The following is a 26,188-nucleotide window of genomic DNA, read 5'->3' as shown; positions in this document are numbered from 1 at the left end:
TGGCAGCTAGGTCATTTCCTAGTTGCCATTTCCTTGGTTTTTCAATTTTTTAAATCTCTTTAGATTTGTTAGCTGTTTATATTACTTTTTAACTGTTCCTGCCCATGTTCCATGATTGGCTTTGACAATACCCTAAAGAGTCCCAATGTGATCCCTGCTGCAATGATTAAATTAACCACTGCTGGAAGCCCAATGGCAACACCAATATAGCCTCCTAATGCCCCTACTGCTGCTAACAATGCATAGGGTGCCTGGCTGTTTACATGGTCAATATGGTCGGCTCCTGTAAACATGGAGGACATAATGGTGGTATCTGAAATAGGACTACAGTGATCTCCAAATACTGCCCCAGCAAAAACAGCTCCAATGGTTGGAATCATAAATGTCATTGGATCCATTCCTGCTGAAATAGAGGTTCCATGCACCAAGGGTGCAACAATCGGCATCAATACCGCCATGGTTCCATAGGAAGTTCCTGTGGAGAAGGAAATCAAAGCTCCTGCTATAAATGTGATAATTGGAATGAATTGAGGTGATAAAATTCCCTCAGTGGCACCAACGATAAATGCAGCCGTTCCTACCTGTTTAATGGCTGCTCCAATCCCCCAAGCAAATATCAAAATCAATGTCCCAACAAAAATTGATTGCATCCCTTGAATATATCCTGAAAAAAGCCTTTTCAAAGGTGCCACTCCTTGGGCCCAATAAAAAAGAATTGTAATCACTAGGGCCCCAAAGGAACCCCATACCAACGCCACTGAGCTACTAGATTCCCCCATGGCTGTGGCAAATGATTCCTTAGGCCATCCTCCAGTTGTCAGCATTAGTACAAGAATCAAACCGATTAATGATGCCAATGGCAGAATAAAGTTAATCAACCTTTTTGGACAATTCTCCTCGGGTTTAAGTTCATCTTTATTCATATTAATCAATGGCTGCGCCCCATCCCGCAATAGTTTACCTGTACTTCTAGCCCTTCTTTCAGCCGCTAGCATAGGTCCCATATCCCGTTGCGAAAGAATGACATAGGTTAATAATACCAATGCAATGATGTTGTATATAATAAATGGGATAGATCTAAAATAAGCTAGATAGGGTGAATAGGATATGTCCAGCTGGGTAAATTGCGATCCAATTTGACCTACCATATAGGCAATCCAGGAAGATATCCCTGCAATACAGGCAATAGGCGCTGCCGTAGAGTCCACGATATATGAAAACTTCTCTTTAGAAATCTTGTGTTTATCATTGATCGGACCCATCGTTGTACCCACCACAAGGGTGTTCACATAATCCTCAAAGAAAATAATAAATCCAGCAAGCTGTGTAGCTATCATGGCACCCTTCACAGTTTTGATTCTAGAGGTAATCCATTGCACCACGGCATCGATGCCGCCACCAACACGCATCACTCCTACTAATCCTCCCATGGTTAAACTGGTTAAAACGATCCTGGCACTCCAGGGATCTCCCAGGTTTTCCCATAATGTTTCCACGCTTTTACCAAATCCAACTATAGGATTACCACTGGCCAACATGGTTCCAGCTACCCATAAGCCAATAAAAAGAGATGGAATCACTTCCTTAGTCATAATTGCCAGCAGAATGGCAACTATTGGTGGCAATAGTGAAAGCATACCATAGTGAGTTCTTGCTTCCCCTCCCGGTGAAGCCGTCACGATGGTCGTCAGTAATAATACAAAAACAATGATACCAATGATCTTCCATTTTCCCTTCAATTGCATCTTGTCCAATCTCACTGGATTCCCTCCTCATATACTGAATTTCATACCCTACCTCCTATGACTTTCCTATCCTTATCACCTCCATTTATGTATAATAGGGCTCACTTTTAGTATATTCAGTTTTAATCAATAAGTGCTTGTTTTTTTAACGTAAAGGGCTAGAATAAATGAAAAAAAGATACGATGGATTTCAATATCCACTGTATCTTTGCTTTTCTCACTCATGTCATCTTTGTCATACAGATAACCAACTAAACATTAGTTAACTGTAAGGAAAGCTTTCATTAATCGTTTATTTTCCTTCTGTTTGATAGCATAAATATAAGCTTTCTAAGAATTCAGCTGCAACCATGCCGATCATCCCAATGATGGCAGGGTTAACAGGGTTGATTAAAGCGCCTATTATCACTGCAGTGGTCAATGAAATCACATTAACGATTTTACCCTTTCCAATGATCTTTGTTCTCTTCTGCCTCATGAGAATACCCCAATAATACTGACGGGCAGTCATCACCAGGGGAAGCAACGTCATAATTTTCAATGCATCCACTGCTAAGAACGTAATCTCCTCTGTGGCACCAATGAGTTCATGTGTGATATAAACACCCAGGGGGGTAAATGCGATAATCCCTATTACTATTGATAATACCATGGCCACATAAACTGCAAATCTTTTTACAGAACGAATTTGCCCACGATGCCCCTCACTTTTGATAAAGTTAAGCGGGACTTGGTGGAACATCATCAAGGTACCAGAAATAATAATTCCCAGCCCCCATGCCACAGCAAAGGATGAAATGGCTACCTCAGGAGCTACCGTCCGGGCCAATCCCCCATCAATAATGGGAAGTGCTAGGGTTCTTATCAATGCAGTGACCGACAGGGGAATAAAAAAACTCATAATTAATCTGGTACTGATGACTCCCCGTTCTTCTCCATCGAGCATCTGATTAAGTTTCATCTGTTCAAACTCTTTAGCTGGATTTTTAACCATGATCTTCATGATGATACAGACCACCAAGGTTTCTACAATGATGGAGGATAAAAATAGTCCTGCTATTAATATTCCTCCAGGAATCCAAAGTAATTTATCTATGAATAATAAGAGCAATGCCACATAAATCACCCTGATAAAGGCGGCTAATGTGATCACCGGTGTCATCCTGAATTTGATGGAGGTACCCTGGACAAAATTCCGAAGCCCTACCACCACAGGAAAAATAATAAATACCTTGAGTATTGTTACTGCCTCTTTTAGGACTTGGCCTTTGATCCCCATGACATTTGCTAGCATCCACTGAGCCCCACCTAAGAGGGTAAAAAGAGCAAAAAATAAAACAATGACAGTGGTGGCCATTAAGAAAAATTTCCTTATTTTAAGATAGCTTGCTTCATCATCCACCAAAGCCGTTACGGTTTGTTTAATCATTGAGACAGGATTTTGAATTAACAATAGGACATTTTTCCCAATGGCAAAGGCCGAAAGATAAATTTCTGGATTAGGCAGCTTTGCACAGGCTGCATTAAACAATGAGTGGGTGAAGCTAATAAACATTTGCATCAGCCCCAGGGGCAAAAAGAACCTAAGCTGCTCCATCATTGATATTTCTATTTCTGCTTGTTGTTCTCTTGATCTTACTTTTTCCTTTTGTCGTGAAATCACATTATCGATAAACAATCTCCCCCCCTCACTTCTTTTTATTTAGTTTATCGAAATACTATGTTTTTTACAAGCTACCTACTTCATTCTCTCCCTTGATTTTCAACCCTAGGCTTTTAAAAGATCATTTTTCCCTTGGTCTCCCTAAAGATGCGCCTGTTTCCTCTATAATCCATGATGTACCATAATATATCATCATCTAGACAAAGACAGAGAAAAAACATCAACCAAAGATTGATGCTTTTTCCTTGTAACGACCCAACTTCTTCTTAGAATATTGATTGCTCTTTAAGATCTTCGATTTGTGCTTCATCATATTTCAATAATTCCTTTAATATTTCTTCTGTATGCTGACCTAGCATCGGAGATGGTCTTCTGATTTGGCCTGCTGTATCGCTGAGCTTAATGGGGATTCCAGGCATTTTTAATTTCCCTGCCACAGGATGTGCCACCTCTACTATCATTTCCCTGGCCTGTACTTGGGGATCTGCTAACACTTCATCAATCCGGTTAATCGGTCCATTGGGTACGCCTGCATCATCCAATATCTCCTGCCATTGTTTTGTTGTCTTCAGCTGGATCACCCCATTGATTACAGGTTTTAATTCCTCGTAATATTGGTTTCTTAGGGGATTTGTTTTAAATCGTTCATCAGCTATTAATCGTGGTTGTTCCATGGCAATGCAGAGCTTTGCCCAAAGTATATCATTACCTGCAGCAATCATAATTTCTCCATCGGATGTCTGAAATGTTTCAAAGGGAACGATGGCAGGGTGACGATTTCCTCCTAAGCCTGGTATTTCTCCAGTGACCACGTGTCTAGCAATGGCATTTTCTAAAATAGCCACCTGACAATCCAACATGGCCACATCTACTTTTTGCCCCATTCCACTTTCATTTCGATTCATTAATGCTGTTAAGATTCCAATAGCTGTAAACAGCCCTGCAGTAATATCTCCTATGGAAGTCCCTACCCTTGTGGGTTCTCTCCCTGGATGTCCTGTAATACTCATAAGTCCTCCCATTGCCTGTACTATGGCATCATAGGCGGCTCGTTTACGATAGGGTCCTGTATGTCCAAATCCCGATGCAACAGCATACACAAGTTTTGGATTCACGTCTCTTAACACTTCATATCCTAGGCCAAGTTTCTCCATGGTACCGGGTCTAAAATTTTCCACAACGACATCCACTTCCTTAATCATCTGTAATAATATCTCTCTGCCCTTTGCTGTCTTTAGATTTAAGGTCATGCTACGTTTGTTCCGATTAAGGCTCATGAAGTAGGCACTTTCTCCTTCAACATGGGGCCCAAATTGTCTTGAATCATCTCCGATTTCTGGCATTTCTATTTTTATAATGTCCGCTCCTAAATCAGCTAAAACCATTGTGGCATAGGGACCTGCCAATACCCTTGTTAAATCAAGAACTTTAATATTTTCTAAAGCCATTCTCATGAACAACCCTCCTCTCAATTATGGTTTCTACTTCTCATTTATGATAAGGAATTCGGCGTGTTGGTTCAAATGTACTTTTCCCCGACTGTAATATTTCACTATAAACTTTAACATTTCGGTCCTCTAGGTGATCAAATATCATGGGGGAGCGTGTGCCATAGCTTACATACTTAATGGGATCTGGATCAAGCTTAGCGGCAATAATCTCTTCAGTTCCCCTTGCTTGGGCCAATGTTTGTGCAATGGGACTCACAATCATACTATGTCCAAAGTAATAGTTCTCAGCAGCATCGGGGCCAATTGCATTGACCCCTAAAACATAGACATGATTGTCATAGGCCCTTGCCTTATTGGTCATCTCCCATATTTCAAAGCTTCTCAATAAAGCCGAGGGTCTTGTAATGATCTCAGCTCCCTTTAATGCTAATACCCTACTGAGCTCTGGAAAGTCCCCATCGTAGCAGATTATCATTCCAATTTTACCAAGTTTTGTATCCACCACCACAGTTTCATTTCCTGGTGTAGTCCACCCACCACCCTCTTTTCTTTCCGTTGGAAAGGGATGGGTTTTGCGGTATTTACCGATGATTTCTCCCCGATCATCGATCATCAAAGAGCTGTTAAAGACCTCTCGCTTATTTTTTCCTCTTTCATAAAGAGGAAAGACCACATGTGTACCTAACTCCTTGGCTAGTTTTTGGATGTCCCTTGTATGCCTCCCAGGTATTGGCTCTAGAATTTCATAAAACGCATCCACAGTCATATTAGGTGAAAATCCTGTGGTAATACTCTCTGGAAAGACAACCAACTCCGCCTCATATTCTTTAGCAGCTCTCTCAAGCCAATAGGCTGCTTTTTCTATGTTCCGTTGAATTTCATTGGGTTTAATGGCAATTTGAACGCAGGCTGCAATATGCTCCTTCATTACGACTCCGTATCGAAGGCCAAAATCCGACAAATACTGGATTCGCCCCCTACAAATTTCCATGGGAAGCATCCGATAATGAGACGTCTGTTAAGCACTTCATTGAGCTGTCCCCCTACATTTTCAGCATGAATAATTTCATAGGGCTTTGGAAATACCTTTGTGTGCATTGCCTGATAGGTTTGTGGCCATGAGTAGATTTCCTCTAATGCCTTTCCATATTTTTCTTGCAGATAGGCATCCGCCTGTAGGGCTTCCCCTGGCTCCCATTCACGAATTTTTGTATTCATGGGATGATCAGCAGATCCACAGTCTACGCCGATCCACTTAATTTCCATTTCCTTAATCCAATCAATAAAATCCATGGAGGGTCCTGGATGTCTGAGCATATATCTTCGCTCATCGGCCTCAGGCTGATCCCATCCATATTTATGGTATCCTGTATTAATGATCAGAATGTCACCCTTTTTCACCTCAACACGGTCTGTAATATCCTTTGGTGTATAAATACCATAATCCTCAGCAATATCAGATAAATCAACCACAACCCCAGGCCCAACTAACTTATCTAGGGGCAATGATGCAATGTCTCTTCCCGCTGTGTCAAAATGTAATGGTCCATCTAAATGGGTACCCACATGGTTTGAGGTAGTAATCAACTGTCCATTGGCACCATGAGGTGACAACCTTTTAAAAAATTTAATTTGTAATGGCTCATATGTTGGCCAAGGTGGTGTCAAGTGGCTTAAATTTTGTGTCAAGTCATAGGTTTTAACATCTTTCCATAAATCTAAAATATTCATAGTCAATCCCCCTTGTATTTTTAGTTCACGACTCTAGTTCTCCAACTTCCTCTAGCATTTTCACAAAGGCCTCCAGTGCATCTTCAAAGCATTTCATCGGCGGTCGTACTAACCCTGCCCCTACTTGCCCTACCCCTGGATCCTTATGGGCAATGCCTGTGTTAATAATAGGTAGAATACTTGTTTCAATTACTTTTTGAATATCAATTCCCGTTGGTGTTCCTCTGAAATTCAACACAGGTATTTTGTATGTATTGTTTTCTGCCACTGTAATCTCGTACATACTTTTTGTAAAGTTCAAGGCATCCTCTGGGGTTCCTCCCACAAATTGGACAATTGGAATGGCTGCTGCCATGGCAAATCCCCCAATCCCAGTAGTTTCAGTAATGACACTATCTCCAATATCAGGATTGGCATCCTCTTTACTAAATCCTGGAAAGTATAACCCCTCTACAATTTCCGCAGGTGCACTAAACCACTTCCGCCCTAAGCCCGCCACTCTGATACCAAATTCAGTCCCATTTCTAGCCATGGTATAGACAAGGGTGCAGTAGGGAATGTTTTCGATGGTATCCATGGTGCATTTACAAGCAGGCATGGTAAGATTTAAGAAAAAGTGATCATTACTATGGATGAATTTCAATACATCTACTTGTTCTTCCTTGCTGAATTCAGTTTGCACGATAAAGGGCGCTAATTCCCTAATCAATAGGGAGGTGCCGGCCTTATTCCGATTATGACCTTCATCACCCATTTGTACCACCTGTGCAATCATGGTCTTTAAGTCAATAGGCCCGGATAAGGCCATTGCTTCCTTTAGTAGCGGGGCCAGTGTCTTTTCAATCCAATTTAATCGCTCAATCACATCTACACCATAGGCCCCATATCGAAGCACTTTTCCTAATCCCTCATTTAAAGTACAGTAAGCCTTATTGCCAAGTGATTTGTTTTCAATAATCCACACAGGCATGGAAGCTGTTATGACACCCGCCATGGGTCCTACGGCATGGTGATGATGGCAGGCATCAAAAATAATCTCCCCAGATTTTGCCAATGAAATGGCCTCATCTTCATTGGAAGCCAGTCCTTCGTAGATAATCCCCCCAATAATGGCTCCCCGCAAAGGCCCCGTCATGTCATGCCAAGCCACGGGAGGCCCCGCATGTAAGATCGTTTTTTTCGCCATACCAGGAATGTCTTCTTCCGCTGTTCCGATTCCCACCAAGGTGGGCTGTGCAGCTAAAATTCTTTTGATGGCCTCTTCATTGGCCTGCGCAATTTTTTCTGCAATCAACTTCTTCACCCCTTTTAAAGATATGTCCCATTTCTATAAAAATGTACAAACCCTATGATCTATTTGAGCCTTGCCAATAGACCCACCATCTTTTTATTGCCTCCAGCGGTAGGTCTCCAATCCACATGTATGGACTGAACCCCTTGTTTTTTTAGATCCTGATGGAAGGATTCCAATCCTATGTTAATGACTTTTAACTGCTTTTTGAAAAGTTTGTTAATGTTAGACATGATTTTCCCTCCTGAGGTTCTGATTCTTCATGATCAATGATGCTAATCTTGCTGCCTGTGCATTGGAGGGCATCACCAGGACTCCAGCCTCCTCTAATCGTTGCTGAGATTTTTTTAAGTCCTGGGGATCCTCCTCTGTTCCACAAATGCTTGCAATCACACAGAGATGCCTTCCCCTTTGATTGAGTCTTCTTTTTTCTTCAATAATCACTGGTAGCATTTCTCCTACGGGATCTTCATGGGATCCATAGCCCAATACAAAATCCATTAAAATCATGGCCACTTCCTCATCGTTTGCTTCCTTTACAAATCGTTGAAGACGAGTAGATGGATCAATCATGGGATGAGGTTTGCCCCTGGTAAACCCATCCTCCCCTAAATCTAAACAGGTGTGTTGAAAACTCTCTTCAACATTTAGAAGCTGATATTCCGGCCTCAAGGGACTATTGGAATAAATGCCTCCTAATTCTTCACTAAGTAGCTTTATGGTCTCATTTGCTAGGGTTCCTCCAGTGTATAGGCCTCGTATATAGCTTTGCTGATGATGAAATACCTTGACTTCATTACATACCATTTTGCTCACTCTCTCTTGGGATAAAGTAAACCCGTTAAAATCTCTTGGCGCCTGCCCTTTCAATAGCGCCACTGCCTTCTGGGCAGCATCCTCTAATGTTGTGCAGGGGGTTCGCCCATATTTTTCAATCAAATTTAAATGTCCTCCGATAAAATTCACAACCACTGGTTTTTCACTATGGGCTATCAGGGCCAACACCCTTTCTGCCACTTCTTCATCTGGGGGCTTTGAAATCAGAACAATGACCCCGGTCTCAGGATCATTTTGTAATGCCTCAATGCCTTGCTGCATCATGATGCCACCAATTTCTTTCTTTAAATCCCGTCCTCCTGTTCCAATCACCTGAGAAACACCTTCTCCTAGCCTATGGATGAGTATTGATACCTCCTGTATTCCCGTTCCCGAGGCCCCGACAATACCAATATTTCCTTTTCTAACCACATTGGCAAAGGCTAATGGCACTTGGTTAATGATTGCAGTACCACAGTCTGGACCCATCATTAGCAGTTGTCTTTCTTTAGCAATCTCCTTAAGCCTCCTTTCATCGGCCATGGACATCTGGTCACTAAAAAGCATCACATGAATGTCCTGGTGTAAGGCCTTCTCCACTTCATCGAAGGCATATTCCCCCGGTATCGAAACCAGTACTAAATTCGCATCTAGTTGATATTTCAAAGCAGCTCCCAGGGTAGGGGGCCTATAATCACCATCCCCCTGTGTTTTCTTTTTTGTTAGCAGGGTGTCAACTTCCTTCAAAACTGCCTCCATACTCAGGTCACTTGATGCCAGGGCTGTCACAAAAAAATCATTAGGATTTAATCCTTGAATTTCTTTATTAGAAAGACTCAAATGACTTGCCAGCTCTTTATTGAGCTCAGTGCCCATTCCCACCAGCACCTCTTGAATCCCTGGCAGCTTTTTAACTTCCTTTGTAATCAACATTAACGTCACTGAATCATAGTATGTATTTTTTCGAATAGCATATTTTAATTCCACGATTCCTCTTCTCCTCCCTTTGTCATCAGCATCATTTGACTTGCTATCTCAATTCCACAGAGGAAATCCGTCCCGGATGTACTCCCCAAGCTCATGACCTCTTCAATGCAATGGTGGAACATTTCATGCTCATCCTTTGATAGGTAGGCAACCATCAATTGTCTCACACTTTCTGATGTCTGCCCCTTTGCAGATAATTTTAGCATTTTCTCACTGACAACAGTTGTTCTTCCAAGGACCCCCTTTATCACTTCTGCATTTATCTGATAGGCTTCCTGTAAATCCTTATTTAAATAGTGATGTAAATAGATTAATGTGAGCATGATTCCAGAAATAAAGTCATCCACAGCTGGTGTTAATCCCGGCCCAAATCCCACTATCTTTTTAGTACATCTGGACAACTCTGTGATCTTTCTTTCTTGTACTGCCTCAAGAAAGGGCATTAATCGTTTGAAAATAAACTCTTGGGAGTCATTGAGTTGAGGATTTAGTTTCTCCCCTGCTATATATCTTCTCATTTCAAGAATGATTCCCCTCATTCCCTCTTCATTCTCTCTACCATCAATATAGCTTTTAATCCACCTTTGTTTCTCCATCACATTGGCTAAAGAATCCCCTTCATTGGTAAAACAAGGAGCGGGATTCCACTCCGCAACCCCTTTAATCAAGATGGTAAGCTGTAAATCGTAAAAGACAAGCTTTTCATTATCAAAATCGACTGCCATACCTCTTTTAAAACCGATACTGGTAAATGGTCTATTCCCTTTTATCTTTAAGGCCAAGGGAGTCATTCCTTGGGTATGACTCAATAATGTGATCACCTCTTGTAGGGGTGTGATCACATTTAACCCATGGTGAAAAATCGAATGAATGCTACCTTTCCTAAGCTTTCTTAATTCGATTGATTTTTTCATCTCCTGGCATATTTCTACTGCAATCATCTATCTCATTCCCTTTTCTTTACCTAAATGATAGCTGATCTACATGGCTTTTTCATTAGGGACACTTCCTAAATTTCATTGCACTCATTTGTGTATTATTCATAAGCATATTTGTTTTTTACACTACGCTTCTTTCCCTTTAGCCTAGTCTTGCCCTTGGGGCATTATATGACAATGTGCTTTCACTTCTGTGTCAACTGCATTTCTAATATTTTCAAAGCAAGATGGACATTTAATCGTGTATCATCATCCTCTAAGTCCATTTGTGTAATTTCCTGAATGCGCTGTATTCGATAGACAATCGTATTATAATGGGTATACATTTCTGTGGAAATTCGTTTGATATTACCATTATATTTAAAAAACATCTTAACAGTTTTCACTAGTTCTGTTCCTTTATCTTCGTCATATTTCACAAGAGGTTCTAATACTTCCTGATAAAGCTGAATCAACTCAGGATGTAGGTTTTCATAGGATAAAATTCGATAAATTCCTAATCCGTCATAGTGAACCACCTGTCTAGATTCTCTTCCTCTTCCACATTCTACTGCTCTATTGGCCTCCTCATAACTTTTCCAAATCTCCTTTGTCACATCATAGTTTCTTCCGATTCCAATAGAAATACATCCAATGGCTTCAAATTTACCATGCTTCATGACTTCTTCAGCATAATTCATCACTTCATTTTTTTGTATTATGCTCTCTGTATTGGGACTGGCCCCATATAAAACAACCATTTGATTTCTTTTATTGCCGCAGATCACCTTTTTCTTTTGATTTTTCGCAACATTTTTTACAATCCTGAGTAATTTCAGTTTGATACCATGCTGTTCATTACTGGTCTCCAAGCTATACTGATGGCATCCAGCCCTCTCATTGATGCTAATCACAATCACCGTATAGGAGAGCTGACTGTCAAATTGAAAATAAGTGCCTCGATCTAAAGCCCGTTGATGTTTGGTCAAATCCCGGGAGAGGAGATCTTCAAAAAATTCTGTTTGTTGGAGTAGATTTCTTTGATTGCTGATAATCTCTGTTAACCCCCTGGATATGATGGTGGCATATGAAATTTCATAGGGGATTTCGATCAAGGGAAAATTCAATTCCTCGGCCCTTTCTATGACATCCGCAGGAATTGATTCAATATAGCGCTTCGTTTTAATTCCTAATCCCACAATTCCTTTTTGTGAGAGCTGAGAGATTAAATCCCTTAACTTATGCAAATCATCCTTAATGGAGTACGCAGTTGTTAATAAAAACTCTCCTTCCTCCACCCAATCAATGATATCCGGAACCTCCATCACATTGATTTTAGTAATCATTTTATGTACCCCAGCCCTACCCGCTCGTATTTTAGCTTCTGCCATTCCTTCCAAACCCAATAATCCTTCCACTGTCATACCCGATGATCCCTCCATTAGTTCACCCCTCATCCCTTAGATTCATCAGCTCACTTTATTAAGCTTGCTTGTCCCCTCTCTCTTTATATATTTATCGCTTGAAGCTCTGATATATTCCCACTAAAAAAGCGACACCACTAAGTGACGTCGCTCAAACTGTTGAAAATCTCTTATCTTCTTCGTTGCTTCAAAAGCCCTGCACCCTTACGTATTATATACGCTGGGGTCGCCGGGCTTTCTTGCGCCTTGAATCTAAGTGGTTTTGAACAGTCTTACTTTGCTTTTTTATCTTTTTCTACTACTGATTTAATTCACTTCACTATTCTGGTAAGATTAAGTTTAAAGCAACCCCTGAAAGTGCTGCCACAACCATACCACTCATCTCCACGCCAAACACGTTGAAGGAAGCCCCGCCAACACCTAGCACTAAAATAACACTGGCTACAATTAAGTTTCTGGACTTCACAAAATTAACTCTATTTTCTACTACTGTTCTCACACCAATACCAGCAATCATTCCGTAGAGTAATACGGATATCCCACCGATTACAGCTACAGGGATGGTTAAAATGATGGCTTCTACCTTTGGAATAAAGGCAAGACCAATGGCCCAAACAGCCCCCATGCTCACCACAAATGTTGCGTAAATCCTAGTCAATGCCAGGACACCAATATTCTCTCCATAGGTTGTTAAGGAGGGTCCCCCTAAAAATCCTGAAATGATGGTTCCCACACCGCCACCGTAAAATGTGGAAGGCAATCCTGGGTCTTTTTTAACATCTTTTCCGATGGTACTTCCAATTGCTAAAATATCTCCAAAATGCTCCAATACCGATACAATAGCCGCTGGTGTTACCAGTAGAATCGCTGCCACACTAAACTTCGGCATGGTAAAGCCTGGCATTGCTAATATCCGAGCTTCATCTTGAACGGTACTGAAATCAACTATGCCAAAGGCTAAGGATGCCACATATCCAACGGCAAGTCCGATGACAATGGGCAATACCTTGATTAGTCCTCGTCCCCAAATATTAATGACAATAGCTGTGCCTAGGGTGATCAATGCCACGGGCCAATGCTCACTGGACATACCGATTCCTACCGGAGCCAAGCCCAGTCCAATCACCATGATAATCGGTCCCGTTACCACCGCAGGGAAGACCCTGGACACTTTTTCAGGTCCCATTATATGAACCAAGTAACCAACAATTAAGTAGACAATTCCTGCTCCAATAATTCCCCCCTGGGCATATTGTAGGTCCATTCGTTCCGCTGCCAGTTGCAGTGGTAATATAAATGCAAATGAAGACCCTAAAAACCCTGGAATTTTTCCCTTGGTAAAGTAATGGAAAATTAACGTTCCGACACCTACTGAAAATAATGTGACAGAAATACTCAGTCCTGTTAAAATAGGAACCAATATACAGGCTCCAAACATGGCTAGAGTATGCTGTAACCCTAGTAATACCTGTTGCCCCTTATTAAAGTGATATGATAAGTCCTCCCCTGCTGAATATTCATTTAAATCCTTTTTACCCTTCTTTTTTTCCTGATCCGACACACAATCTCCTCCCTTCGTCTCTTAGATAATTAGAAAACTAAGCTAAATCCCCTGGCACACCCCCTTTTTTTATCTCAAATGTCCTTAGACATCGGTAAACTCGTTGAAATTATTATTGCATATTTTATAAAAACTTATTCCGATTTTACCATGATCCCTCATTTGGAGTCCTTTAGGGCTTTGACCACCCGTTCTGGCGTCAATGGAATTTCATTGACCCTCACCCCTGTGGCATGGTAGAAGGCATTGACGATGGCTGGTGCAGCCGGTATCATGGCAGGTTCTGCCATCCCTCTGGCACCAAAGGGTCCGTCACTTTGGGGGTTTTCAATAAAACTCACCTTCATTTGAGGCATATCCCCTGAGGTGGGAATTTTATAATCCATAAAGGAAGAATTTAAAAATTCACCCTCTTGTAATTGCATTTCTTCCAGAAGTGCTGAACCCAATCCCTGTACAATGGCACCTTCAATTTGTGCCTTGACTAAATCAGGATTGATCGCCTTTCCTACGTCAAAGCACGCTGCCACCTGTAAGACCTTAATCTCTCCTGTTTCTATATCCACCTCAATTTCCACCCCATAACATCCATATGTCCAAAAAACCACGGGATTATCGGCTAAACCAGTTTCCATATCAAAATTTCGGATGTTTTCAGGAACAAAGGATCCCCTCCCAATCAAGGGTCCATGAACTCCTGATCCGTCTGGCATTTTTAATCCCAATGCCAGATGCGAAATCAGAATCTTTCGCTCTGGATAAATCCTTGAAACCACACATTCATCCTCCAGCTTTAGATCCCGTGGATAAATACCCAGCTTGATACTAGCCAGTTGAATTAATTGGGCCTCTATATCCTCACAGGCTTTAATAATGGCATTTCCCGCTGAGTACGTAATCCGGCTGGCAACGGTTTGCCATTCATATGGATTATTGGCGGTATCTCCAGTTGTAATCGCAATTTTTTCCGGTGGTATCGACAGCACCTCTGCTGCAATTTGTGTCAAAGCAGTGTCAGATCCCTGGCCTATGTCCTGTGCACTGACGGATAAATAGACAGTCCCGTCTTCATTAATTCTTACAATGGCAGAAGAAGCTGCGTCGTTTGGCATAGAAGGGGACTTCATTCCACAGGCCAAGCCCTTAGCCCGTACTTTATAGGATTCCTTCGGTTGCTCTGATGGTGTGTAATATTCCATATCCTTTACCACCCGGTCAATACATTCCACTAATCCACATGCCTCATCCACCTCTGCATTGGTGGCGGTTTTTCCTCCTGGTCTATGGGCGTTCCTTTTTCTTAATTCAATTGGATCCATCCCTAGGCTATGGGCAATATAATCCATATTCTGTTCAATACCAAAATGGATTTCAGCCATGCCGAATCCTCGATAGGGTCCCCCCACTGGATTATTTGTATACACAGCGTAGGAATCACAGGAAATATTAGGAACTTCATAGGGTCCAGTTGCTGCAAATCCAGCAGATTTTGCGATGTTCACCCCATATTCAGTATAGGCGCCGCCATCCCAGGCAAATTGATTTTCAATGGCTACAATTTGACCATCCTTTTTCACACCAGTCTTGAATTTGGCATGCATGGCCTGCCTAACATAGGTGCTATTAAATTCATCTTCTCTGGAATAGCTTAGCTTCACAGGTCTCCCCTTGGTCTTCATGGCTAATGGGATAATAATCCCCTCTAGGGTCGTTCCAGCCTTGGATCCAAAGCCTCCCCCTACGGCTGGTGAAATCACCCTGAGTTTATGTAATGGAATTTCAAATGCATCGGCCAAGGCCATCCTTACCGCATAGGGCGATTGGCAGCTTGCCCAGACTGTTAAATGTCCAGATCGATCTATTTGTGCAATGGCCACATGATTTTCAATGGGACAGTGCTGAATATGTGGCACATAAAATTCATTTTTAAAGACAAAATCTGCTGCTTCAAATGCCTCTGCCGCATTGCCCTTTCTCAATTTGAAATGTTCACTAATATTGGTGCCGGGAATCGTGCGAAAAATGGGTACATGTTTGTATTCTCCTAGTTCTGGATGGATCAAAGGTGCATCCTTCTTCATGGCATCTAATACATAGCTGACAGTTGGCAGGACCTCGTATTCCACTTCAATAAGTTCTATGGCTTCCTTTGCAATTTTTTCAGTCTCTGCCGCCACAGCTGCCACAGCCTCCCCACGATATCTCACACGATCTACCGCTAGAAATGTTTTGTCTGCTAAATATAGTCCCACACGTTTTGGAAAGTCCTTTCCCGTTGTCACTACCTTTACACCGGGTAGTGCCTCTGCTTTACTGACATCAATATTGATAATTTTTGCATGGGGATAACGACTTCTCTTAACAGCGGCATACAACATATTCGACATTTTGATATCATCCACATATTTCAAATCCCCAGTTGCTTTCTTGACACCATCTACTCGCGGCACATTTTTTCCAACATATTTCATCATGGTCCCTCCTTTCCCTTCACTCTTGATTCACTTCACTCTTGATTTCCTTCAACCACTTCCATGATGGCTTCTATAATCCGCTTATATCCTGTACATCTGCAGAGGTTCCCACTAATCCCCTCGGTTACCTCTTCTATGGTGGGAGATGGGTTCTCCTTCAGTAATCCCTTGGCCATCATAATGACTCCCGGGGTACAATAGCCACATTGCAGAGCGCCATTAGTGATAAATGTACTTTGGAGCTCATCTAGGCTATCTCCCTGAGATAGACCTTCAATTGTTGTTATCACCCGTCCATCAGCCTCCAGGGCTAAGAGTAAGCAGGCGTTCACAGGCTTATCATCTATTAAAATAGTACAAGCACCACATTCTCCTTGTCCACAGCCTTCCTTTGAGCCAGTTAAATCAAAATCCTCTCGTAGCATGTGTAATAGGGTTTGGTTTGATCTCACCTCATGCCTTATTTTTTCATCATTTAATATAAATTGAATTTCATATTTCACGCAATCCACCTCCTACCCTTCCTTTACTTCCTCCCTGAGTTCCTGTAAGCTCCGACGAACTAAGACCTCCACCATATGGACACGATAATCCTTCGTTCCCCTGACATCATCAATAGGAGTTGCTTCTGTGGTAGCAGCCAGTCTAGCAATTTCTTCTATGACATCATCACTCAGCCGCTTTCCACGTGCAAGATATTCGGCCCTACGTGCTCGTATGGGTGTGGGTGCCACAGCACCTAGGGCAATTCGAATTTCATCATGAACTTTGACAACCGACGTACAGACTGTGGCTAAATCCACATGCCTTCTTCTGGAAGCCTTTTTAAAAACCCCCTTCATATTTTCAAATGATGGAATACAAAGAGCTGTCACAATTTCTCCCGGTTGTAGGCATGTCTTTCGAACGCCCTTAAAAAAGTCGTGGATTGAAGCCACTCGTTTCCCTTTTACTGAATAAATTATTACCCAAGCATCTAATGCTAGAAGTGGTGTAGCCGTATCCGCCAATGGCGACGCATTACAATTGTTTCCTGCCATTGTGGCGATGTTTCTAATTTGGCCTGACCCTACCATTTCAGCTGCATCTGCCAAAATAGGATAGTGTGTCACAACATTTTCATCATGAGCCATTCGATTCAGGGTGACACAAGCCCCTACCCTTAATCCTGTATGCTGATCATATTTGATTTCATGCAATGATTCAATTCCCTTAATGTCAATAACAGCCTTTGGTGCTGCAAGGTTTTCCTTCATCCTCACCACTAAATCCGAGCCCCCATTTAAAATAACCGCTTCTTCTCCATAGCGCAGTAATGTTTCACTGGCTTCCTTTAGTGTTTGTGGTTTGAAATACGAAAACGCTTTCATACCCTTCACCCCCATTTCCTCTATTGATACATGTTTATTACTGTCAATGAAGATATAGGTTTGTTATAATCTAATAAAGTTTTAAGGTTTTAGCCTTATATTTTTGTGAAATTTCACAAAAATTCTCCACCAAAAAAAAGCCTATACCATAGACTAGAATATCTGTCCTGGCATAGGCTTTTCGTTTATGATGTTTCGACTTACTAAAATGGGTTGACTAAAACTCAAATAAGTTATTGTTATTTTGATGCAAGATCATTGAACAAGGCTATTTTTCCGATGGCCTGACCACTTTCTAACTGTCTATGGGCTAAGCTTACCTCAGAAAAACCATAGGTTTTTTCATCTAATAAGGGTTTAATAATCTCTTGCTCGATCAACTGACTAATTCTTCTTAATGTATATCCCATCTCTTTTCTGCCACTTCCATGTAAAAGAGGTAACAGTAAGAATACCACATGAAGGTTTAATCCTTTTGCATGAAGCATACTTAAATCATGGGTTGAACGGGTATTGGTTGAGATCACAGTTCCCGTCATTGCTGCCGCTTCAAAGGAACGATCTAAATTCTCTCCACCCACCGTATCAAATACAAGGTCAAAGCCTTTTCCCTCAGTATATTGATTGACATATTCCTCTACGGAGGTTTCTTTGTAGTTAATCACATGGTGAGCCCCTAATTTGTTTGCTATTTTAATTTTTTCATCGGAAGAAGCTGTGGCATACACTTCTGCCCCTAAATGTTTAGCAATTTGAATTGCCATATGTCCTACGCCTCCGGTTGCTCCATGAATCAACACCCGATGACCAACTTGAACTTTTCCTCGGTTAACCAAAGCATCCCACGCGGTTAATGCCACCACTGGGCAACAGGCTGCTTCATCCATAAAAAGATTTTTAGGTTTGATGGCTAATAGATCCGCATCCACTAGCATATATTCTGCTAATGCACCTCCCGTTCCCTTGACGCCACCACCGAGTCCATAGACTTTATCTCCTACCGTTAACATCTCTACATCATCTGCAACTGCTTCAACCACCCCGGCCACATCTCCATGAAGAATTGCTGGAAGTGTTTCCGTGGCGGCCTTGACTAATCCACCGCGTATTTTAACATCTATGGGGTTCATACAGGCAGCTTCCACACGAATTAACACATGTCCTGGCTTCAGTGTTGGCTTTGATACCTCTTCTAACTTAAATACTTCAGGCCCACCAAATTCCCTAATTACCATTGCTTTCATCACCTAAACATTCCTCCCTTACATTACTCTTATCTACTTTATGCCCAATGTAAGGGAGGGCAAAACAATTAAGTGAATAACGATCATGGTCTATTTATAAATCATACTTTTTTGCAACGTATTGGTGGATCACTTCCGCAACCTCTTTTGAGAAACGAACCGCCTCTACTACTGTTTTGGCACCTGTCACCACATCTCCCGATGCAAACACACCTTCTCTTGTTGTTCTTCCATGTTCATCTGTAATCACCAAACCATAATGACTGATTTCGATTCCCTTGGTATTAGAAACAACATTAGCCTTGGGACCTTGGCTGATGGAAACAATGACGGAGTCACATTCAAATATTCCCCTTGGGTTATGTGTGTTATTGATCTCTCCCTCATCATTATTTTCTTCTGTTTTAACATAGCGCACCCCTTGCTTGGTAAATTCTACCGGTGTTTTAAAAAGTTCAAATTTGACCCCATCTATCTTGGCATACTGAATTTCATACTCCCTGGCAGGCATATCCTCTGTACCCTTTCTATACATGATGGAAACCTCTTTTGCTCCTTTTCTTAATGCTGTTCTAGCAACATCCATGGCAACATTTCCTGCACCAACAATACATACTTTTTCCCCCAGATCATAAACTTCTGGATTCTTTAAATAATCTATGGCATAATGCACATGTCCTAAACTTTCACCCTTTATATTGATTTTCTTTGGTTTCCATACACCAGTACCAATGAATAAAGCATCAAATCCATCCCTAAATAAGTCTTCCACTGTCAATACTGGACCAATTAGCGTGTTGGGTCTTATTGTGACACCTAATCTCACCAGCTTATATTTTAACCTTTCCAAAATATCTTTAGGTAATCTAAATTCCGGAATACCATATCTTAAAACCCCACCGATTCTATCATTTGCTTCAAAAATTGTGATGTTATATCCTTTTAAAGCCAGTATAAATGCAATTGTGATTCCTGCAGGTCCCGCCCCAATGATTCCGATATTGCCTTCTAGCTTTTCTTTAGGCTTTAAATCCATAATGTCTAAGCTGTAATCAGAAATATAGTTTTCTATTGCGCTTATATGAACAGGGTTAGATTTCTTGCCTAATATACAATTCCCTTCACATTGCTTCTCGTGGGGACAGACTAGTGAACAAATAACAGATAAAGGATTATTCCTAAATAACATTTCACCGGATGCACGAATATCTCCCCCTAATAATGAATTAATAAACTCAGGTATTGGCGTATCTATAGGACATCCCTTTCGGCATGCTGGTTTTTTGCACTGAAGACACCTTTGGGCTTCATCCACCACGTGTTTCGACATTTAATCATCTCCTGGCTCGATATTTTCAACTCTTCACTTTTAGTCTCTCCTCTTAAAAACAATTATCTACATAGTAAAACAGCTATGTCATTGACATTTGTTCCTGTAGATCCTGTTATAATCAGGTCGCCACTTGCCTTAAGTGCATGGTAAGAATCATTATTATCTAGATAGATTTCGGGGGATATGTTAATCTTCCTCATACGTTCTGCTGTTGTTCCTTCTACAATTCCTCCAGCTGCATCTGTGGGTCCGTCGGTTCCATCTGATCCCACGGAAAATATGACGACATCTTCAAGTCCTTCAATACCTAGGGCTGCAGATAATGCTAATTCTTGATTTCTTCCACCTTTCCCATTGCCCAATAAACGCACCACTGTTTCTCCACCTACAATAATTGCACAAGGGGGGGTGAATAAAGTTTGATTTCCATTATTTAACTTGATTTCTCTAGCAATTGCTGCCATAAACTTACCAGCATCCTTTGCCTCACAATCTAAAGTAGAAGAGAGAATCATTGGCTTATATCCTAACTTTTGGGCACCTATTACAGCCCCTTGACATAGAGCACTGACACTTCCTGTAATAACTGTTTCACAATTATCAACGGTTTTAGGGGTTTCTATATTTAATACCCCTCTTAGATGATCGGAAATTTCCAATTTATACCGATTGATTATATCCAAGGCCTCTTTTGAGGTGGAGCTGTCTGGATAGGCTGGACCAGAAGCAATAGAGTCTAACCGATCTCCTATTACATCCGATAATACGATGGCATATATACTAGCATCCCCACATAAGGATGCAAATTTCCCTCCCTTTACTGCTGAAAGACGTTTTCTTACTGTATTAATTTCAACAATATCTGCCCCACAGCCTAAAAGTTGATTGGTGATATCCATAATATCCTCAAGGTCTACTCCCTCCATGGGCTTTTCAAATATAGAGGATCCACCACCAGATATTAAAAAGATGACATCATCCTCTTTCGTTAAATTTCCAACTAATTCTAGCGCTTTATTTGTACCCCTAATCGAATTCTCATCCGGGACTGGATGTCCAGCTTCTATGATTTCAAATCCCTCTATGGGTCCCTTGGAATGTTCATATTTTGTCATGACAACACCCTTTGAAACTCGATCTCCTAGGGTGTTTTTCGTAGCATTAGCCATATTCCAAGCAGCCTTCCCGATAGCCACCACTACTGTATTACCTGTAAAATCCTTTTTTTGTAATGCTTTTATCACGGCGGCTTCTGGCAAGACAGCTTTTATAGATTCTTCAACGATAATTAAAGCATCTTCTCTAATGCTATTTGAATGCTCATCAGTTTTAATAGAAACAACACAGTTTGGCGGTGCTTTACCATCGAGGACTGAAAAAATATTTCTAGCACAGGTCTCTCCCATCTCTATCCGGGTGTCTAAAGTAGATGTACCCACATGAGGGGTAAGTACAACCTTTTTGATATCTAGTAAATCACGTTCCACTACAGGTTCTTGCTCAAACACATCAAGACCCGCACCTCCAATTTCATTATTATGAAGGGCCTTTACCAAAGCTTTCTCATCAATTAATGAACCACGAGAAGTGTTTATCAATATAGCTGTATCTTTCATAAGTTTTAACTCATCAGTCCCAATAAGGTGCTTGGTAGAAGAAAGTAAAGGCACATGTATTGAAACAAAGTCAGCTTCTCTTAGGAGCGTTTCCTTATCAACATATTTACCACCAGTTGCCTCTTCGAAAGTAGCTTTAGGCTTTGGGCCAGTATAAATAATATTCATATTAAACCCCTTTGCACGTTGTCCTACAGCCGTACCAATACGACCGCCTCCAATAATTCCAATGGTTTTTCCACTTACTTGGCTACCAAGTAAATTGATAGGTCCCCAGTTTTTTTGTCCAGAACGTATATACTGGTCACATTCAACAATCCGCCTTGCAGTAGCTAAAATTAGCCCCCATGCTAAATCCGCTGTGGCCTCGGTTACAGCATTAGGGTTATTGGAAACATAGATCCCGTACTTAGTTGCTGCATCCACATCTATATTGTCATAGCCCACTCCATAATTTGCTAATATTTTGCATTTAAATTGAATGGCTTCACATATTTCTTCGTCAATTTTTGTTCCTGAAACCAATATAGCATCATACTTTTTAAGCTTTTCTAGTAGTTCTTTTTTCGATAGATTCTCTGAATCACGTTTCATTTCGACATCACACCGTTCCTTAAGTAATCTTAAGGCTTCTGTGGGCAAAGGTCGTGTCACATATACCTTTGGTTTTGTCATCCCTATTCCTCCTCATATTCTTTTGCAAATAATTTCTACTCCATCATTCATTTGAGCAAGATATGGCAAAACAAAGATTTTCAACTCAATATTCCTTGAAATTTTTAAATAATAGGATTACTTAATCTACCGATCTTTTCGATGTAACATTCTACTACATCTCCGGCCTTCAAATATTTTGGAGGATTGAATCCCATTCCAACACCGGCTGGCGTTCCAGTGGCAATCACATCTCCTGCCTCTAGGGTTAACCCCTTTGATAATTCACTTATCACCGTAGGAATATCAAAAATAAAATCCTTGGTATTGGAGTGCTGTCTGATCTCTCCATTGACTTTAGAATAGAGATCTAATTCTACTGGTAGGGAAATTGTCTCCTTTTCCATAATCCATGGTCCCATGACCGTGAATGTATCTAAGCTTTTTCCCTTTACCCATTGGTTATGGCGACGTTGTAGGTCCCGAGCACTGACGTCATTTAGTATGGTATATCCAAATATATGATCTTGTACTTCTTCAGGAGGAATATTAGTGCCCCCCTTACCAATAATCACTGCCAATTCCACTTCATAATCTACCTCCTGGGTGATTTGTGGATGGCTATTAATTGCTTCCTGAGGTCCAATGGCCTGCGTAGACATCTTTGTAAAATACACAGGAAACTCAGGCATCTTAATTCCTGCCGATAAAGCTGATTGTGATTCTGCCACATGGGCCTTGTAATTGAGTCCAAGGCAAATGACATTTCTCTTCAATCGCGGGATCGGTGCAATCACCTTTACCTTGTAAATGTCCGTTCCTTGTTCTTGCCATAATTTTTTATTGTCGATGACTTCCTTTGCTACTTCCCTAAGCTCATGGTTCCAGCCCTCTATTAAGTTTAATAACTGGTCAAATTCTTGAAATACTGTTATTTTACTTAAGTCTAGTACCTTGCTTTTCTCATCATTCAATATTCCTACTCTTTCTACCTTATCCTCTATATATGTTGTGAAATACATGGTTAATCCTCTCCCCTATAATTTTATATTATATTCATCTTCACTGTATTGTTAAAATTCCTCTGATTCAGTCTTGCCTTATCAACTTCTGCTACCAAGCCACTACTGCACCATCTGTCCGTGCTTCCGTTCCACCACATAGGGTCTCTTCTTCTGTTCGCCATATAATTTGTCCTCGACCAAAACTACCCGTATTTAATTGGATATTGATTTCATGGCCTCTTTTAGCCAACTGCTGTGCAATATGATTAGGAAAATGAGGTTCGATATCTACTCGTTTTCCCTGGATCCATTGCCACCGGGGTGCATCTAATGCCTGTTGGGGATTCAAATGAAAATCGATTGTATTCATGATGACCTGCATATGCCCCTGGGGCTGCATAAACCCACCCATGACACCAAAGGGTCCAATGGGTTTTTCTCCTTGGGTTAAGAATCCAGGTATAATTGTATGATACGGTTTTTTGCCACCCTCTAAGCAATTCACATGGGCTTTATCTAATACAAAGTTATGTCCTCGATTGTGTAGGGCAATTCCTGTCCCTGGCACCACTAAACCCGATCCAAATCCCATATAGTTACTCTGGATAAAGGACACCATATTTCCTTCATCATCGGCGGTGGCTAAGTAAACAGTCCCCCCCTGGGCCGGTTTACCAGCTTGTGGCAGGATGGCCTTTTCACCGATTAGCGCCCTCCGTCCTTGTCCATAGCCTTCGGAAAGCAATGCCTCCGCCTTCACATTCATGTTACTGGCATCGGCAATATATTGTTCACCATCGGCATAGGCCAATTTCAATGCTTCAATTTGTTTATGATAGGTATCGACACACTCTTTTTCTAGATAATCAAATCCCTTTGCAATGTTCAAAGCCATTAAGGCCACAATCCCATGTCCATTAGGTGGCATCTCCCAGACATCATATCCCCGATAATTAACTTTGATCGGGTCTACCCATTCCGGATGATAGGCCTCCAAGTCTTCTCTTCGTAAGTATCCCCCATAGGCCTTAGAAAATGTCACAATGGCCTCCGCTAATTCTCCTTTATAAAAGCTCTCTCCATTGGTTTGAGCAATTGACTCCAATGTACGGGCATGCCCTTCCGAAGACCATATTTCTCCTGGATTTGGGGCCTGGCCTTTAGGGGCAAATGTTTCAAACCAATGATTAAATTGAACTCCCCTTAGCTGTTCTTTATAAATGTCATAGGCCCGCTGCCACGCTTCACTGGTTGTGGGTGAAACTGCATAGCCTTCTCTGGCATATTGGATTGCAGGAGCCAGCACCTCACATAAGGATAACTTTCCAAACCTTCGAGATAGTTCTCCCCATGCTGATGGTGCCCCTGGTACCGTTACTGGAATCCATCCATACTTTGGAATTTCTTCGTATCCATCTTTTTTCAACGCCTCCACAGATAGTTTCCGAGGAGCAGGCCCACTGGCATTCAAACCATGGAGCTTCCCCTTTGTCCAAACTAATGCAAAAGCATCTCCACCGATTCCATTGGAAGTAGGCTCCACAACCGTTAGACAAGCTGCGGTGGCAATGGCAGCATCAATGGCATTACCGCCCTTTTTTAAGATTTCTAATCCCGCTTGGGCTGCCAAGGGCTGTGATGTGGCCACCATTCCCTTCTTCCCATAGACCACATTTCTTTTAGATGGATATGGATAATGTAATGCATCATATTGCATATCCTTTCACTCCCCTAATTATAGCTAGGAAATAATAGCTACGAAATATTCTACCTTGGGTCTATATTCTTGATATACCTTCAAACTTCCTGCAAGGTCTTTTATTTTTCATCTTTATCGATTATCCAACCCCCCTCACATCCACATAGTAAATCGATTGCTTTAGGATAAAATAGAGGAATTATAATGTTTCTGTCGAATGTACACAATAGTTTAAATGTTTTGTCTATTTAAAGTTATATATGATCGTTTTATGACAATTTTGTTTTTAAATTATATCTGAAATGATCACGACATTAAATATATGATAACGGGGGGTTATTATTATGTCAATTATTGATCCAATTTTCGCACAAAAACTAATGAAGTTGATCCAAAAAGAAACAAACCAGAATGCTCACTTTTTTGGAGAGAAGGGTATCATCATTGCCACTACCCAACCAGAAAGACTGGGTACCATTCATGAAGGCGCTAAGGATATTATGTCGGGTAAAATTGATTTTATCGCTATAACAGAGGAAATGACCATGCAGTTATCTGGTACCCGCCCAGGGTTCAGCGTGGCCATTGATACTGAAAATCAACGTATCGGTGCCATTGGCATATCAGGTAATCCAACTGACATGAGACCCATTGCTATGATTGCTTCTCACATGATTGTCATAGAATATGAACGTAAACTCTTTATGGATGACCTTAATCAAATGGCCAACAATATTAATACCAGTCTTCAAGAATCTTCTGCTGGATTAGAGGAGTTATCCGCCTCTTCAGAAGGGCAATCAAGTACCATTGTGGAGTTAAGTGAAATGGTAAAGAAAACCCAAGAAGAAATTATGGAAACAAATAAAATCCTTGATTTTATTCATAAAATCTCTAAGCAAACCACGATTCTGGGAATCAATGCTTCTATTGAGGCAGCTAGGATTGGAGCTGAAGGAAAGGGTTTTAATGTTGTTGCCAATGAAGTACGGAAGCTTGCAGACAATACAGCAAACTCCGTTGGACAAGTGGATGATGTTCTAAGTAATCTTAAAGAATTAATTACCAATGTTTCTGATAATATTACAAGCTATTCAAGTGCTACACATCAACAAGCTACTGTGATTCAATCTCTGTCCCATGAAATTGAAAATATCACCACATCAGTGGATGTATTTGTAAAAAAACTGACATAGTTTTATCCTTTA

At 41.2% G+C, this 26,188-nt stretch carries 20 protein-coding genes; 1 reads left to right on the top strand and 19 read right to left on the bottom strand.

All coding sequences use genetic code 11. The features are described 5' to 3' along the window. Positions 1 to 68 precede the first annotated feature (68 nt). The 19 genes from AMET_RS03455 to AMET_RS03370 all read right to left on the bottom strand — a co-directional run bounded on the left by AMET_RS03455 (position 69) and on the right by AMET_RS03370 (position 24,998). The gene (locus tag AMET_RS03455; protein WP_198135387.1) at positions 69 to 1,760 is read right to left on the bottom strand and encodes a Na+/H+ antiporter NhaC family protein; all 1,692 of its coding nucleotides are present in this window, start codon (positions 1,758 to 1,760) and stop codon (positions 69 to 71) included. Positions 1,761 to 2,037: 277 nt separating this feature from the next. Continuing rightward, entirely contained in the window at positions 2,038 to 3,423 is a 1,386-nt protein-coding gene (locus AMET_RS03450; protein WP_012061961.1) for a hypothetical protein, read from the bottom strand. A gap of 251 nt (positions 3,424 to 3,674) precedes the next feature. Next, the gene (locus AMET_RS03445) at positions 3,675 to 4,862 is read right to left on the bottom strand and encodes a CaiB/BaiF CoA transferase family protein (protein ID WP_012061960.1); all 1,188 of its coding nucleotides are present in this window, start codon (positions 4,860 to 4,862) and stop codon (positions 3,675 to 3,677) included. A 34-nt stretch (positions 4,863 to 4,896) separates the two neighbouring features. Further along, on the bottom strand, positions 4,897 to 5,820 hold the full coding sequence (locus AMET_RS03440; protein ID WP_242661382.1) for a carbon-nitrogen hydrolase family protein: 924 nt from the start codon (positions 5,818 to 5,820) through the stop codon (positions 4,897 to 4,899). Continuing rightward, positions 5,787 to 6,590 (bottom strand): cyclase family protein, encoded by an 804-nt coding sequence (locus AMET_RS03435; RefSeq protein WP_012061958.1) that lies wholly within the window; start codon positions 6,588 to 6,590, stop codon positions 5,787 to 5,789. The genes AMET_RS03440 and AMET_RS03435 overlap by 34 nt, the downstream gene beginning before the upstream one ends. Before the next feature lie 25 nt (positions 6,591 to 6,615). Continuing rightward, on the bottom strand, positions 6,616 to 7,893 hold the full coding sequence (locus AMET_RS03430; RefSeq protein ID WP_012061957.1) for a YlbE family protein: 1,278 nt from the start codon (positions 7,891 to 7,893) through the stop codon (positions 6,616 to 6,618). A 50-nt stretch (positions 7,894 to 7,943) separates the two neighbouring features. Continuing rightward, positions 7,944 to 8,114, bottom strand: a complete 171-nt coding sequence (locus AMET_RS24785; RefSeq protein WP_012061956.1) for a hypothetical protein — start codon at positions 8,112 to 8,114, stop codon at positions 7,944 to 7,946. Next, positions 8,107 to 9,684: an acyl-CoA synthetase FdrA gene (fdrA, locus tag AMET_RS03425; protein ID WP_012061955.1), complete on the bottom strand. Its 1,578-nt coding sequence runs from the start codon at positions 9,682 to 9,684 to the stop codon at positions 8,107 to 8,109. The genes AMET_RS24785 and fdrA overlap by 8 nt, the downstream gene beginning before the upstream one ends. After that, positions 9,675 to 10,625: a DUF2877 domain-containing protein gene (locus tag AMET_RS03420; protein ID WP_011971819.1), complete on the bottom strand. Its 951-nt coding sequence runs from the start codon at positions 10,623 to 10,625 to the stop codon at positions 9,675 to 9,677. The genes fdrA and AMET_RS03420 overlap by 10 nt, the downstream gene beginning before the upstream one ends. 182 nt (positions 10,626 to 10,807) lie before the next feature. After that, positions 10,808 to 12,043 (bottom strand): PucR family transcriptional regulator, encoded by a 1,236-nt coding sequence (locus tag AMET_RS03415; protein WP_011971818.1) that lies wholly within the window; start codon positions 12,041 to 12,043, stop codon positions 10,808 to 10,810. 301 nt (positions 12,044 to 12,344) lie between these two features. Then, positions 12,345 to 13,586, bottom strand: a complete 1,242-nt coding sequence (locus tag AMET_RS03410) for a uracil-xanthine permease family protein (protein ID WP_011971817.1) — start codon at positions 13,584 to 13,586, stop codon at positions 12,345 to 12,347. 158 nt (positions 13,587 to 13,744) lie between these two features. After that, on the bottom strand, positions 13,745 to 16,060 hold the full coding sequence (locus tag AMET_RS03405) for a xanthine dehydrogenase family protein molybdopterin-binding subunit (protein WP_011971816.1): 2,316 nt from the start codon (positions 16,058 to 16,060) through the stop codon (positions 13,745 to 13,747). A 32-nt stretch (positions 16,061 to 16,092) separates the two neighbouring features. Then, positions 16,093 to 16,563: a (2Fe-2S)-binding protein gene (locus tag AMET_RS03400; RefSeq protein ID WP_041720300.1), complete on the bottom strand. Its 471-nt coding sequence runs from the start codon at positions 16,561 to 16,563 to the stop codon at positions 16,093 to 16,095. Between the two features lie 12 nt (positions 16,564 to 16,575). Next, positions 16,576 to 17,430: an FAD binding domain-containing protein gene (locus AMET_RS03395; RefSeq protein ID WP_011971814.1), complete on the bottom strand. Its 855-nt coding sequence runs from the start codon at positions 17,428 to 17,430 to the stop codon at positions 16,576 to 16,578. Positions 17,431 to 17,669: 239 nt separating this feature from the next. Continuing rightward, a complete protein-coding gene (locus AMET_RS03390; RefSeq protein ID WP_011971813.1) occupies positions 17,670 to 18,674 on the bottom strand; it encodes a zinc-dependent alcohol dehydrogenase family protein in 1,005 nt (334 codons plus the stop codon). A 94-nt stretch (positions 18,675 to 18,768) separates the two neighbouring features. After that, a complete protein-coding gene (locus AMET_RS03385; protein WP_011971812.1) occupies positions 18,769 to 20,004 on the bottom strand; it encodes an NAD(P)-dependent oxidoreductase in 1,236 nt (411 codons plus the stop codon). A gap of 62 nt (positions 20,005 to 20,066) precedes the next feature. Next, positions 20,067 to 22,298, bottom strand: coding sequence for a DUF4147 domain-containing protein (locus tag AMET_RS27030; RefSeq protein WP_011971811.1), 2,232 nt, complete (start codon positions 22,296 to 22,298; stop codon positions 20,067 to 20,069). 104 nt (positions 22,299 to 22,402) lie between these two features. Further along, on the bottom strand, positions 22,403 to 23,299 hold the full coding sequence (locus tag AMET_RS03375) for a fumarylacetoacetate hydrolase family protein (protein ID WP_011971810.1): 897 nt from the start codon (positions 23,297 to 23,299) through the stop codon (positions 22,403 to 22,405). A gap of 91 nt (positions 23,300 to 23,390) precedes the next feature. Beyond that, positions 23,391 to 24,998, bottom strand: a complete 1,608-nt coding sequence (locus AMET_RS03370; protein ID WP_011971809.1) for a gamma-glutamyltransferase family protein — start codon at positions 24,996 to 24,998, stop codon at positions 23,391 to 23,393. A gap of 326 nt (positions 24,999 to 25,324) precedes the next feature. Here AMET_RS03370 and AMET_RS03365 point away from each other — a divergent pair, with 326 nt between their 5' ends. Further along, a complete protein-coding gene (locus tag AMET_RS03365) occupies positions 25,325 to 26,176 on the top strand; it encodes a sugar diacid recognition domain-containing protein (protein ID WP_011971808.1) in 852 nt (283 codons plus the stop codon). Positions 26,177 to 26,188 lie beyond the last annotated feature (12 nt).

Source organism: Alkaliphilus metalliredigens QYMF (assembly GCF_000016985.1).
In the GTDB taxonomy this organism is placed as follows: Bacteria; Bacillota; Clostridia; order Peptostreptococcales; family Natronincolaceae; genus Alkaliphilus_A; species Alkaliphilus_A metalliredigens.
Note: the sequence above shows the minus strand (reverse complement) of the source record. Positions and strands in the feature narration are given on the sequence as shown.